We start from the raw sequence: 13,642 nt of genomic DNA, 5'->3' as shown, positions 1-13,642 counted from the left end.
ACTAATAAATATAGTGAAAAATAGCGACTAGCTTGATCCATATTTGCGCTATTGTATTGATAATTGGGTTACTGCTTTGAACAATAACACTGGCACGGGCACCTGAAATTAAAGCAGGATCAAGATCATTAACCGTAATACGAGTGCGAATTTTTTGTAATTCACGGATCCAATTTTTATCATTTGCTACTGTTGATAGTTGGTTATTGGGGTTTTCAGCATCAAATTCAGCCCGATCTTGACTGCTTATCTCACCTTTGAATACTTTGCCTGGAATGGCGTCAAACGCAATATAAACCATATGCTGAGGTTGTAATTGGGTCATTCCTTTTTCATTAAAATCGGCGCTTAACCAGACATTGTTTTCATTAACGATAAACAGAGCAGGCGTACCTTGAGTAATATAGCTTCCCACCTGTAGTTGTAGGTTGGTGATTGTGCCTGTGGTTTGGGCGATTACATGGGTATGTGCTAAATCTAATTGAGCTTGATCTAGCTTAGCCTGAGCTAACTCAACAGCAGCATTGTTAGATTTGCCATTAAGCAGGGCTTTTATGCGTAGTACATCTGCTTTAGCACCTTGATAAGCACTACTTGCAACCGCTGCTTGTGTTTGTGCGTCATCAAATTGTTGACGAGTCACCAAGCCTTTATTAATTAACTGCTGAAATCTAGTCAGTGAAATAGCTGCATTATGTGATTCTAATTGACGTTGCTTTAACAGCTGATTTGCAGTGACTAATTGCTGTGTTTGTGCTGAATAGTTTTGATCTGCTTGGGCTAAATCGGCTTGAGCCTGACGCACTTTAAGTGCATAGGGAGCAGGATCAATGCTAAACAGTAGCTTTCCTTTATCGATTGTTTGGCCATTTTTAACCGCCACATTGGTGATCACACCAGAAACTTGCGGTGAAATATTGGCAACAGCACGGTATAAAGTTGATTGAGTGGTAAAGGGCGCAATGTTATCACTAATCAATAAAAAGAGGGAAAAACACGCAATGATAGTGAGTACGCTATAAATAAGGTATTGATAAAATTTTTCTTTCATTTTTTTTGTAACCTATACAACAATAATTAATGTAATTTAATCGTTCTTTGTTGTATGTGCAACAATAAAGTGGTGTTTTTTATAAGGCATTGATTATATTGTATATATATTTAGCGATAAGGCATGAAGTGAAACAAACAAATAGCTTTAAGATAAAACTGTAAAAATCAGTTAGAATATTAAGAAGAGCGATATATTTTAAGTGCGTAATGAAGAGAAGCAATAGCGTCTTTAATTCCTTGGTATTATCGTGGCAAAATTAGCATTACATGATGAGAATAATAAATAATGAAGAAAAAGCTATTTACTGCGACTTTACTCTTACTTTTGAGTACCTCTGTCTTGGCAGCTACGGCAGAAACAGCACTACCTATCCAATTATCATCTGTTACTCAAGATGTTGATGTTGTAAATAATACGACAACGTTAACGGGTAAAGTGGATATCGTTCAGGGTGGTATCACCATTAAAGCAGATAAAGCGGTGATTAAACTCAATGCTAAAACTAAAGAATTAAAAACGATTGAAGTGTATGGCAAGCCAGCTTACTTCAAACGTGTTATGGAAGATGGCAAAGTCATTAATGGCGAATCTAGTTATGGTATCTATACCCCTTCAGATAGCATGATGGTATTAAAGAAAAACGTAAAAGTAACTCAAGGTGGTAATACTATCCGTGCCAATACGGTTAGTTATAACCTTAAAACACAGTTTATGAAGGCGACAGGCACTAAGTCTCAGCAAGTTAAAACCAAATTATTACCAGAAACGAAGTAAAAGGAATTTTCGTGGAACTAGTAAAAGTTAATGCGAGCAATCTAGCGATTTATTTAAATTTAACCCAAGCTTATGAAGCTGAATTTTCACCGTTAACAAAAAAATTGCCAGATGATGAAGGTAAGTTTGCTTTAGACACTCCGATTGAGGGTAATGTCACTGGTTATTTATTGTATATTGATGGTAAACCCGCAGGATTAGCCGCTATTGCTAACGAGAGTGTTGATCATTATGAAGTGTGTGATTTCTACGTTGTGCCCGTGTTTCGTAAGAACAAAGCTGGTCAACGTTTTGCTCATACGCTATTTGATATGATGCCGGGTTTATGGCAAAGCAAGCAGATTGAGGGCGCAGATCACGCGGTTGCATTTTGGCGACGTGCGATTGGCAGTTACACCAATGAAGTATTCGTTGAAGATATTTACCATGATGGATACTGGGGCGATGTCACCCGTCAATGTTTTAAAACCACGGCTTAATTTGTCGTGGTTGTAAATAAACTCATAAATAAAACCCCTATTGTTTATTAAATGATAGGGGTTTTATTTTAGTGGTAATATTTAAATTACCTCTCCGTTATTTCCTATAATGAATGCCCGCGAGGGCGATAGAACACCGGATGCTTGGCTTGAGCACAGTGAACAATTTATGGAACATTATGCCAATGTAAGCGGTAAATGGTCCCGAATGTGTACATTGAAACAACATGCTGGTGGACATTGGTGCAAAGGAAAGTCGGCGAGTCATCAGCTACATCCCAGTTAAATACTTTTTATAATCAGAAGAAAATACTGCAATAACCGTCAGGATTGTAGGCGTTATCGATCCTGAAATATGGGAACAGAACAGATTTAGTGATGAATTATAAACAATAAGCTGTAAATTTTAGATTTGGGTGTTTATTGCAAGTGGCATGGATTGATTTTTGGTGACTCTATTTAAGTGTTAAATATTTGGCTGTCCAAATTAAAATATGGCCGTCCATGTTAAACAATTTTAAGCATCCTAATGAAAAAGAATAGGAACAAAAAGTAGAAGTATTGAGATAAAACTTATCCAGCGGAAAGTTACACTAATGTTGTCCATAAAAAGTTCCTTTCTAAGGTTGAATCTAAAATGATAATCATTATCATACAATGATGCATTTAAAATACATCTTGATAATTATCAAGTAGAGGGCGGTAAGATGAACTTTTCCATTATCTCTTTAATGAGTAAAACACAATTATCCACATTGGCATTACTGCAAGAGAAAAGATCTTATCAGGCAGGTACGATACTGTTTCATCGAGGTAAAGAAGCTAATTGTATGTACGTAATTGAAAAAGGAAAAGTGACACTTTATCGATTAATGCCTAGTGGCGAAGAGAAGGTATTCAATGTTTTTCTTGCTGGTGATGTGATTGCTGAAATGGCTATGTTTATGTCACCTCGTCAATATCCAATGACGGCAAGGGTAGAACAAGATTCTGTTTTAGCGGTATATAAACATACTGATATAAAAAAAATAGTCTCTCAAACACCAGAGCTTGCTGTCAGCGTTATGGAGTATATGAGCAATAAAATTCATAGTTTAGTCAATGACATTAATATTTTAACGCAAGTAAATGCGAATCAACGGTTTGTGATGAAACTGGCTGAGATATATAAAAAGCAATCAACCAAAGATAATAAAATCAGCTTATCGATAACAAAAAAATTATTAGCTACGCAATTAGGTATGACCCCTGAGACATTATCAAGAACGATTAAACGTTTAAAAGATGAAGGGCAATTAATTGAATATGGCAATAGTTTACAAATTAAAGATATTGCAGCGCTTTGTCTGTCAGTAAATTTAACCGCTGATATCTTCGATCACTAACCGTTAATAAAAGGTACATAATATTGAAGTTCCCAATAAAAAGGCTAGATATAAAATACCTAGCCTTTTTATTTATGGTAATAATATTGGGTAATGACTACAGCGCGGTTTCTAAAATCTTGCGGCTGTCTGCAATCGTTAGTTTTCCTTTTTCACCTAGTGCTGTTCTGCCATGTTTTTCAAGGCTAGCAACTAATACATCAATATCAGCAGTGCCTAGTTCAACATCAGCCAGTGAGGTTGGAACGTCCATTTCTTTAAAGAAAGCAATAGTGCGTGCAATTGCTGCATCAATACGCTCGTCAGTTGTGCCGGTAGTAATACCAAATACGCGTTCTGCATATTGAACTAATTTTGCTTGTTTCTCTTTACGACAAACTTGCATTACCGCAGGTAGCACGATGCTTAATGTACGGGCATGATCGATACTGTAGTTACCAGTAAGTTCATGGCCAATCATATGTGTAGCCCAATCTTGTGGAACACCCACACCAATTAAGCCATTCAACGCTTGAGTTGCAGACCACATGATATTGGCACGAACCGCGATATTATCTGGAGTTGCTAGTGCTTTCGGGCCTTCTTCGATAAGCGTTAACAATAGACCTTCAGCAAAACGATCTTGAACTTTAGCATTCACAGGGAAAGTTAAGTATTGTTCCATGGTGTGAACAAAAGCATCTACAACACCATTAGACACTTGGCGAGGTGATAGGCTTAATGTGGTTTGTGGATCTAAGATAGCAAACGTAGGCTTCACTAATGCTGAGCCAAAGAATAGCTTATCGTGACCACGAGAAACCACAGCACCGCCGTTAGTTTCAGAGCCTGTTGCTGGTAATGTTAATACACAACCGATAGGTAACGCAGCTGTTATTGGTGCTTGATCATGCAAAATCTCCCATGGATCTGCGCCTTCATAACATGCTGCTGCGGCAATGAATTTAGTGCCATCAACCACTGAACCACCACCAACGGCTAATAAGAAGTCATAGTCTTCTGCTTTCACTTTAGCAACGGCTTGCATTAGGGTGCCATATTGTGGATTTGGCTCGATGCCTGAAAACTCACTCCAATTAAAGCCTGTTAGTGCTGCGGCAACTTGTTCATAGACGCCGTTACTTTTAATTGAGCCGCCACCGTAGATAACTAAGATTTTCTTATCTTTCGGAATGTCATTGGCAATTTCAGTAATTTGACCTTCACCAAAATGAATTTTTGTAGGGCTTTGATAGGTAAACTTATCCATTTTATTTTCCTTAGAACAGCAAACTGAGCTGATTATTATAATGATTTTAGTTATCAGATACTGAGTACCTTAGATGTTTCCAGTCTAGGGGATAATACGTATTTACTTAATACATAATTCTCTTTAATACTTGCCTATTCCTCTTTTGTTGCTGCTATTAATAGTGGATGTCTGTTAAGGTGACTGAAATGATTTTGTGAGTAGATAACCATGAAAAGTGGAAGCATTGCAAAGATAACTGCATCTCAACCGATCACCATACCAACATCCATAATTACCTTGGCCTATTCGTTATGTGAGTATTATGGTTTAGCGCATCAATCTGGTCGTGTGGACACCAATCTTGCTGGAATACGGTTATTTAGAATTGATAGTTATCATAAACATAGCCCACAAATGTATGAGCAAGGTGTTGTTATTATTATTCAAGGCCACAAAACGGGTCATTTAAATCAACACCAATTTAATTACGATCCACAACGATGCTTATTAGTTACGACACCTTATCCCATTGTTTGTGAAACCTTTGCCTCACAACAACAGCCATTGATTGGAATTAATATCGATTTTGATCTAACTGTTATTCGCCAGTTAGTCACCATGATTGAATCTGAGCAGCAATATCAATTTAATTATGAAGGCAGTTGTGGAGTGGCGACCGCAAAGATGACAGAACGCATGTATCGCAGTGTCGAACAATTATTAGAAGTATTGCACGATCCTCTTGATGCGATGGTTGTTGGCCCATCACTGATTCGGCAGTTGTTTTATTATTTACTGCAAGGCGATCAAGGGTATTTATTAGCGCAATATTGTGAACAAGATAGTGCGTTAGCTAAAATTTCATCAGTTATTGATTATGTACAACTACATTATGATACAAAATTACAAGTGCATGAGTTAGCGGCAATGGCTGGAATGAGTGTGTCTGTTTTTCATAAAGTGTTTAAACAGGTCGTGACCGATCCACCACTGCAATACATTAAGAAAATACGGTTAAATAATGCCAAGACGTTAATCTTACAACAAGGTATGGCTGCTAATATTGCAGCGGGACTGGTGGGCTATGAAAGTCCTGCGCAGTTTAGCCGTGAATTTAAACGCTATTTTGGTTTACCGCCAAGTAAAATTCATGAAAATGCTGGATTGATTCAATAATATATCTAAATAGCATCGTTGATGTGCAATTATTATGTTTTTTATAATATATTGTTTTATTAGCGTAGTATCTATCAAAGATAAGATAACAATAATAAGGAAAACAATGTCTGCTTCTCAAAAAAAAGTGTTGATTTTATTTGCTCATCCGTTACAACACCGTTCTGAAATCAATGTTCCGTTATTTAATGCGTCTAAAGGTTTTGACCACGTTACGACTGTGGATTTATATGCAGAGTACCCCAATTTTCGTATTGATATCGATAAAGAACAGCAACGGTTACGTGATCATGATGTGATTGTGTTTATGTTTCCACTTTATTGGTATTCAACGCCATCGTTACTGAAAGAATGGCAAGATCTGGTGTTGGAATATGGCTTTGCTTTCGGTAGTAAAGGTAAGGCGTTAGAGGGTAAAAAATTGCTATGCGCACTTACTGTTGGTGGTTCTGAAGCTAGTTATTGTAAAGATGGTTTTAACCATTCTGGTATTCGTCAGGTATTACAGCCGCTAGAGCTAATGACAGAATTGACGGGAATGGCGTTTTTAGCTCCGTTTGCTTTATTTGGTGCGGGTACTGCTACGGAAGAGCAACGTACTATCAAACACCTACAAAATTGGCGTCGCGTGTTAGTCGCAATAGCAGAGAATAAGTTCGATTATGACGTTGCGAGTAAATTATCAGAATTAAATCAGAGTCTTGATATTGTGATCACGGAGTAGCTATGACTGGAATATTTTTACAAGCATTTATCTATTTAATGGCAGCTATTATTGCTGTACCTATCGCGAAACGCTTCGGACTTGGCTCAGTATTGGGTTATTTAATTGCCGGTGTCGTTATTGGCCCCGTTATTGGATTAGTTGGCAGCGAAACTACCACAATTCAGCACTTTGCTGAGTTTGGGGTAGTGATGATGTTATTTGTTGTCGGCTTAGAATTAGAACCTAAAATGTTATGGAGTATGCGTCATCGCTTATTGGGTTTAGGTGGCTTGCAAGTTGTAGTAACCGCTGCTGTTGTTATGGGAGTTGCTATGGCATTAGGGCTAGGTTGGACTTATGCCTTAGCCATTGGTTTGATCTTTTCATTGTCATCAACTGCGATTGTACTGCAAACCTTTAATGAAAAAGGGCTAAGTAAAACGGAAGGCGGTAAAAGTGCATTTTCGGTGTTACTGTTTCAAGATATCGCCGTTATTCCGATGCTGGCATTAATTCCATTATTAGCATTACCTGAATTAGTCGAGAAAGCACAATCAACCGTAGCTACTGCTGCCGAGCATCATGATGAACTGAGTTTAGTCGTAGGGTTACCTGGGTGGGGATACGCTATTGTGGTGATTTTCGCCATTGCGGGAGTTGTTGTTGGTGGGCATTATCTTAGTCGACCACTGTTCCGTTTTGTTACAAGTTCTGGCTTACGTGAAATTTTCACAGCAACAGCATTAATGCTGGTAATTGGTATTGCTGTGCTAATGAGTTTAGTTGGCTTATCACCTGCATTGGGAACGTTTCTGGCGGGTGTAGTACTGGCAAACAGTGAATTCCGTCACGAGCTTGAATCAAATATTGAACCATTTAAAGGCTTATTGCTGGGGTTATTCTTTATTACTGTTGGTGCAGGTATTAACTTTGGTATTTTGTTTGAGCAGTTTGGTACCATTATTGGCTTAACTCTTGGTGTGATGCTAATTAAAGCATTGGTATTACTAATATTAGCGTTTGTTTTTAAAGTGAAAGGCAGTGATAGATGGCTATTTGCGCTTAGTTTGGCACAGGCGGGTGAATTTGGATTTGTATTATTGAACTATACTGTCCAAAACAATGTATTGCCTACAGAATTAGGTCAAACGTTATCATTAGTTGTGGCTTTGTCGATGTTCTTAACTCCTGGGTTATTTATATTATATGATAAGGTGATTTTGCCGCGGTTTAGTGCGGCTCAAAATGAACATGAGGCTGATGAGATTGATGAACAAGGGAAAGTCATCATCGCAGGTATCGGTCGTTTTGGTCAGGTTGTGAATCGTTTATTGACCTCAAATGGCATGCAAACTGTAGTACTCGATCATTCTGTGACTCAAATTGATATGATGCGTAAAATTGGCATTAAGAGTTTTTTTGGTGATGCTACTCGTCATGATTTATTGCATACCGCTGGTATTGAAGATGCCAAAGTGTTTGTGGTGGCCATTGACGATCAAGAGCGTGCGACAGAACTCGTGCATTATATCAAGCAGAATTATCCGCATGTTCGTGTATTAGCGCGCGCTTATGATCGAGGGCATCACTATTCATTACGCTACGCAGGTGCTGATTATACGATCAGTGAGACCTACCGTTCAGCGTTAGCGATGGGTGCACAAGCTTTGAAAGAACTCGGTGTCCATCCGTTTAGAGCCGAACAGCAAAAAGAAATGTTTGTTGAAACGGAAATAAAGAGTAAAGAGCTGCTGTATCAAACATGGAGTAATAATACTGAAGAAGATCGCTTTAATACCTCTTATGTTGAATTGTTCAGACAACTAGAACAAACGTTAGGTGAAGTGATGAAACAAGAGCGTAATAGACCAGAACGTGGCTGGGCGCCGCCACCTAAAAACTTTATCGAAGAAGCAGAACAAATGCAGGCAGATAAGAATAACTAACAGTGATGAGCGTGATTCTTGATCTAAAATAACAACTTCAATTGAGTTAATAAGACGCTAACTGTTTAATCATTAGCGTCTTTTTTTATATTACCGAAATCATATCTATGTAGCATTTACATGCAATTTCTAAATAACTGCTTAAATTTATTTATGTTATTGTCAATTAGGAAAGCTTATTTCGAGCTTTATTTGAATATTGGTAATAGGTGAAATGTTTAAAAAGAATCTACTTGCATCGCTTCTACTTAGTTCTTTCGCCGCTCAACCTGCTCTCGCTGATACAACATTAAATATTTATAATTGGTCAGAATATCTACCTACAGAATTACTGACACAATTTACGAAAGAAACCGATATCAAGGTTAACTATTCAACGTTTGAAAGTAATGAAACGATGTATACCAAGATCAAAATGATCGACGGTAAAGGGTATGATTTAGTTTTCCCATCTACTTATTACGTGTCTAAAATGGCTGATGAAGGCTTATTAGCGAAATTAGACCATAGCAAGATCTCCGCATTTTCTAAACTAGATAGCACAATTTTAAATCAACCTTTTGATCCCAATAACCAGTATTCATTGCCTTATGTTTGGGGGAGTACCGCATTAGGTTATGATAGTGATCGTATTGATAGCCACCAGATCACACACTGGAAAGATCTGTGGAAGCCTGAATTTAAAGGTAACGTGTTATTAACTGATGATCCTCGTGATGTATTTGGCATGGCGCTGATTATGAATGGTCATAGTGTTAATAGCCGTAATGAAGCTGAAATCAAACAAGCTTATGAAACATTGAAAACATTGATGCCAAATGTTGCGGTGTTTAATTCAGATGCGCCACACATTCCTTATATTGCAGGTGAAGTTTCTGTTGGAATGCAATGGAACGGCACTGCAGTTCGTGCTAAAAATGAAAATCCAGCACTTAAATTTGCTTATCCTCAAGAAGGTACTATTTTCTGGATGGATAACATGGTTATTCCCGCTGCCAGTCAGCATAAAGATGCGGCCTACCAATTTATTAATTTCTTATTAAAGCCTGAGAACCAAGCTAAAATTATCACAGAAATTGGCTATGCTGCGCCTAATTTAGAAGCATTAAATAATCTTCCTGATACTATTCGTCAAAGTGAGATTATCTTTCCACCGAAAGCGATTAAGCAAAAAGGTCAATTTCTAGCGGATGTTGGTGATGCGACAGCACTCTATCAGCGTTACTGGATGGAGTTAAAGAAATAATGAAAGTTATCTACACTGAAAAACAACGTTTGCACCATGTACGTTTTGAATTCTTAAATGGTGAAGCGACGCCGTGTTTTGAAAAACCCGAACGTGCTGACATGGTGTTGAATGCGTTAAATAACCACGGTGGTTTTACGATGGTTGAGCCCAATAGTTATGGTGATGCGCCGCTGCGTTGGGTTCATACTGATGATTACGTTGATTTTCTTGCGAGTTGCTGGGATCAGTGGGTAGAAGCGTTTGGTGATGTACATGATGCGTCGCCATACTGTTTTGCACCTGCACGTCATTTACGTAACCGTATTCCAAAAGATATCGAAGGTCGGTTAGGGTATTACAGCTTTGATATGACCGCTGCTATTACTGCTGGATCTTGGAAAGCGATTGTTGCGGCGACAGAATGTGCTTTAACTGGGGTAGATTTAATTAAACAAGGCGAACATGCCGCATTTGCATTATGTCGTCCTCCTGGTCACCATGCGGCGTCTGATTTAATGGGTGGTTATTGTTATGCCAATAATGCAGCAATTGCAGCTGAAAGCTTTGTTCGTCAAGGTGCTAAGCGAGTTGCTGTATTAGATATTGATTACCACCACGGTAATGGTACGCAAAGTATTTTCTATCATCGTAGTGACGTTTTATTTGCTTCTATTCATGGCGATCCTGATTACGATTATCCGCATTATCTAGGTTTTACTGATGAAGAGGGTGAAGGTGAAGGGGTAGGATTTAATCTTAATTTTCCATTGCCACTGCATACAACTGATTGGTCGGTGTATGAGCCCGTATTAGCACAAGCATTGGCTCGTATTGCAGAATATAAGCCTGAGGCATTAGTGATTTCATTGGGTATGGATACTTTTGCTGATGATCCGATTAGTTACTTTAAATTGATGCGTAATGATTACCAAAATATTGGCTGGATGATTGGCTTATTAAATATACCAACACTATTTGTTTTTGAAGGTGGGTATGCGGTAGATGATTTAGGTCATAACACCGTCGCCGTCCTTGATGGATTTAATAAAGCACTCGTTTAAGTTTATCGTAATCTAAAATTATGCAAGATGAAAAAGCGATAGTCGAATGGCTATCGCTTTTTTATTTATAAAACAACCCCCATATAAACGCATAACTCACGCTTAATCCGGTTATATTCACTTGATATGACTTTCTGAGCTTGATAGTCAGTACCATCATCGGTTGCTATATCGTTTTCTTCAATTTCTAAAAAAGGTAATTCAGTGCTATTTGTTAATAGATAAAGAGCACGATGACCATCTATTTTATAATTCAAATCAAAGGCTACAATTGTTTCCATATTGATATAAATATTATTAATTTTAAGCGCTTTTCTCATTACAGATATCCTATGTAAGTAACGTTAAAGTCACATATAACTTGTGGCTGAAAATAGCATATTCCGAGTCTTAGCCTCTGTATGCAGAAAGTTCTGCAATGAAAGATTGTATTATTCGTTAACAGCAATCGCTTGAATTGAATCTTTTTTATGCTGCTTTCTTTCAACTTTTGCTAGCCATAATAGTGGCACAATGATCATTAGCGTGCCGACTAAGGTTGTTATATCAGGCACTTCGTTAAACAATAAATAACCCACGATCACAGCACCAATTAAACCACTGTATTCAGCACTGGCGATTTTATTACTTTCCGCTGCTCGGTAGGCCACTACGCATGTGGCGGCATACACTAAAATTAATGCACTAGAACCAGAGGCGGTAATCAAAGGTGACCAATCCCATGGTTTATTTTCCCACAATGCTAATGCGAGAGATGCTGGCATACCGATTAAGTTTGTGAGTAATAATGTTTGGGCAACGCTTTGTTGGGTGGGGAGTTTACGAATAAAAAGGTTATTTACAGCAATCGTGAATGCAACCACGAGCGCGGCTAATGCTGCCCAGCTAATGTCTGTTGGGCGTACAATAACTAACACGCCAGCAAAACCGATGATCCCCGCAGCAATAGAATAACGACTGAGTTTTTCACCGTAAACCATGACGGCTAACGGAAGCATGATCAAGGGCGCGGCATAGAAAATAGCATTGGCTGTGGCTAACGGTAGCGTATTTAATGAAATAACCATAAATATTGCCCCTAATAACCACACATGTGCGCGTATACAATGCCATTTTAAGCCGACTAAAAAACTTTGTTTGGTTGCGCGTAAACAAAAAGGAAGCAGAATCACTACCGCTGATAATTGGCGAAAAAATACAAACTGAAACACAGCTGCGTCTTTACCCATGGTTTCAATTAATGAATCAGAAAGTACAGCGACTAAATTACCAATAATTAAAATGGTCATAGCAAAGCCAGCAGAACGTTTTTTCATTATACCTGCCGCAATAAACAAGGTGAATGTGGTGCTGATTGAGGTTAAGAAGCGCAAACAACAGTATTAATAAGCCTGTATATTATGATGATTTTAACATTATGTATAATGATATAAAATGTGTGGTATTGGTCTATCCTGTGCTTATAACTTATGTTTTTCAGTTGTCACCAAGAGATAATCTTACCATCATAACTTAGAAATTGTCCGGTATCTTGTGGTGTTAATGTCGCTAATAAATTTAATAAGCATTGTGCGGTATAAGAGGGGGTAAATAATTTGTGAGGCGCAACATTACGTTGAAATGGTTTAGATAGTGGGCTTGCGGTTGTGCCGGGGTGAAAAGTAATAACACAACAATGGGGGAGTTTGCTTCGCCATTCAATACTAATAGTTTTAATGGACATATTAAGTGCGGCTTTTGAGCTACGATAACTGATCCAGCCACCTAATTTATTATCTTCAATACTGCCAACTTTGGCTGAAATAGTCACAAAATAACTGCGTGACGATGTTTTTAATGCCGCCATGAAATGTTTAGCAATTAATAAGCTGGGTAGTGTATTCGTTTGAATGTTGGTTTGGAAAAAATTCACATCAAATTGTTGAATAGATTTTTCAGGTTGATGTTCAGTGGTGTGGAGCATACCGACAGCATTGATCACGATATCAAGTTGAGGTAGTTGTTTTGCAAGTGCTGCAATATGATTCTCTAGTGTAATATCGCAATAGTGCCAATGTAGCTGCGAATGTTGATATTGAGGCTGGTGGCGAAAAAATGTCGCGTGGATGTTTGCATGTGGCTTAATGAGTAACAATTGTTGAACGATCGCTAACCCTATACCACCTGTGCCACCAAGAACTAATACATTCATCAGATCTTCCTTGAAATCGTAATATTATTATTTATCAATATTGTAACAATGGCTGCTAAATTAAATTATAGCGAACATTTTGAAATAGTCATGGTGTGATAAAACAGCTAAAATTCAATTATCAGTGTAATAAACGCTCGCTTAAATTCCTTTAGAGAATAAAGCCTTTACAGATAATACTGACCACTATAATATACGCCGCATGGAGAGATGGCTGAGCGGTTGAAAGCACTGGTCTTGAAAACCAGCATACGTTTATAGCGTATCTAGGGTTCAAATCCCTATCTCTCCGCCAAATTCTTAAAAAGCCAACATTTAAATGTTGGCTTTTTTTCGTCTAAGTAAAAGTAGCAATATATTTAATTGGCGCAATAAAAGCGGGTTCAAATCCTCTAATGCCTAAATCAGCTC

The 13,642-nt window shown here is 38.0% G+C and carries 13 protein-coding genes and 1 tRNA gene; 9 read left to right on the top strand and 5 right to left on the bottom strand.

Annotated elements, in window-relative coordinates; translation table 11 throughout:
• Position 1: 1 nt before the first annotated feature.
• The gene (locus Q0V26_RS05470) at positions 2-1,051 is read right to left on the bottom strand and encodes an HlyD family secretion protein (RefSeq protein ID WP_297478936.1); all 1,050 of its coding nucleotides are present in this window, start codon (positions 1,049-1,051) and stop codon (positions 2-4) included.
• A gap of 288 nt (positions 1,052-1,339) precedes the next feature.
• Here Q0V26_RS05470 and lptA point away from each other — a divergent pair, with 288 nt between their 5' ends.
• The 3 genes from lptA to Q0V26_RS05455 all read left to right on the top strand — a co-directional run bounded on the left by lptA (position 1,340) and on the right by Q0V26_RS05455 (position 3,692).
• Positions 1,340-1,828, top strand: coding sequence for a lipopolysaccharide transport periplasmic protein LptA (gene lptA, locus Q0V26_RS05465; RefSeq protein ID WP_297478933.1), 489 nt, complete (start codon positions 1,340-1,342; stop codon positions 1,826-1,828).
• 11 nt (positions 1,829-1,839) lie between these two features.
• Positions 1,840-2,307 (top strand): GNAT family N-acetyltransferase, encoded by a 468-nt coding sequence (locus Q0V26_RS05460; protein ID WP_297478930.1) that lies wholly within the window; start codon positions 1,840-1,842, stop codon positions 2,305-2,307.
• 707 nt (positions 2,308-3,014) lie between these two features.
• The gene (locus tag Q0V26_RS05455) at positions 3,015-3,692 is read left to right on the top strand and encodes a Crp/Fnr family transcriptional regulator (RefSeq protein ID WP_297478928.1); all 678 of its coding nucleotides are present in this window, start codon (positions 3,015-3,017) and stop codon (positions 3,690-3,692) included.
• A gap of 97 nt (positions 3,693-3,789) precedes the next feature.
• Here the strand turns inward: Q0V26_RS05455 and Q0V26_RS05450 are convergent, their stop codons facing one another.
• Complete coding sequence (locus Q0V26_RS05450) at positions 3,790-4,941, bottom strand: iron-containing alcohol dehydrogenase (protein WP_297478925.1); 1,152 nt, start codon at positions 4,939-4,941, stop codon at positions 3,790-3,792.
• Between the two features lie 210 nt (positions 4,942-5,151).
• Here Q0V26_RS05450 and Q0V26_RS05445 point away from each other — a divergent pair, with 210 nt between their 5' ends.
• From Q0V26_RS05445 to Q0V26_RS05425, 5 genes are all read left to right on the top strand, one after another.
• Positions 5,152-6,099 carry an AraC family transcriptional regulator gene (locus Q0V26_RS05445; RefSeq protein ID WP_297478923.1) on the top strand — a complete coding sequence of 316 codons (948 nt, stop codon included), beginning with the start codon at positions 5,152-5,154 and terminating at the stop codon, positions 6,097-6,099.
• Positions 6,100-6,205: 106 nt separating this feature from the next.
• Positions 6,206-6,823, top strand: a complete 618-nt coding sequence (locus Q0V26_RS05440; protein WP_297478920.1) for an NAD(P)H-dependent oxidoreductase — start codon at positions 6,206-6,208, stop codon at positions 6,821-6,823.
• Positions 6,824-6,825: 2 nt separating this feature from the next.
• Positions 6,826-8,751 carry a monovalent cation:proton antiporter-2 (CPA2) family protein gene (locus tag Q0V26_RS05435; protein ID WP_297478916.1) on the top strand — a complete coding sequence of 642 codons (1,926 nt, stop codon included), beginning with the start codon at positions 6,826-6,828 and terminating at the stop codon, positions 8,749-8,751.
• A 214-nt stretch (positions 8,752-8,965) separates the two neighbouring features.
• Positions 8,966-9,997 carry a spermidine/putrescine ABC transporter substrate-binding protein gene (locus Q0V26_RS05430; RefSeq protein ID WP_297478914.1) on the top strand — a complete coding sequence of 344 codons (1,032 nt, stop codon included), beginning with the start codon at positions 8,966-8,968 and terminating at the stop codon, positions 9,995-9,997.
• Complete coding sequence (locus tag Q0V26_RS05425; RefSeq protein WP_297478911.1) at positions 9,997-11,040, top strand: histone deacetylase family protein; 1,044 nt, start codon at positions 9,997-9,999, stop codon at positions 11,038-11,040. Before Q0V26_RS05430 ends, Q0V26_RS05425 begins: the two co-directional genes overlap by 1 nt.
• A gap of 65 nt (positions 11,041-11,105) precedes the next feature.
• Here Q0V26_RS05425 and Q0V26_RS05420 read toward each other — a convergent pair whose 3' ends face one another.
• From Q0V26_RS05420 to Q0V26_RS05410, 3 genes are all read right to left on the bottom strand, one after another.
• Positions 11,106-11,360, bottom strand: coding sequence for a hypothetical protein (locus Q0V26_RS05420; protein ID WP_297478908.1), 255 nt, complete (start codon positions 11,358-11,360; stop codon positions 11,106-11,108).
• 111 nt (positions 11,361-11,471) lie between these two features.
• The gene (locus tag Q0V26_RS05415; RefSeq protein WP_297478904.1) at positions 11,472-12,356 is read right to left on the bottom strand and encodes a DMT family transporter; all 885 of its coding nucleotides are present in this window, start codon (positions 12,354-12,356) and stop codon (positions 11,472-11,474) included.
• Positions 12,357-12,523: 167 nt separating this feature from the next.
• The gene (locus tag Q0V26_RS05410) at positions 12,524-13,231 is read right to left on the bottom strand and encodes an SDR family oxidoreductase (RefSeq protein ID WP_297478901.1); all 708 of its coding nucleotides are present in this window, start codon (positions 13,229-13,231) and stop codon (positions 12,524-12,526) included.
• Between the two features lie 204 nt (positions 13,232-13,435).
• Between Q0V26_RS05410 and Q0V26_RS05405 the strand changes: the two genes are divergently transcribed.
• Positions 13,436-13,526: transfer RNA gene (locus tag Q0V26_RS05405), tRNA-Ser, on the top strand.
• Positions 13,527-13,642: the final 116 nt, after the last annotated feature.

The organism is uncultured Photobacterium sp. (assembly GCF_947039875.1).
Classification (GTDB): Bacteria; Pseudomonadota; Gammaproteobacteria; order Enterobacterales; family Vibrionaceae; genus Photobacterium.
The sequence above is the reverse complement of the archived record's forward strand: the minus strand, read 5'-3'. Positions and strand labels throughout refer to the sequence as shown.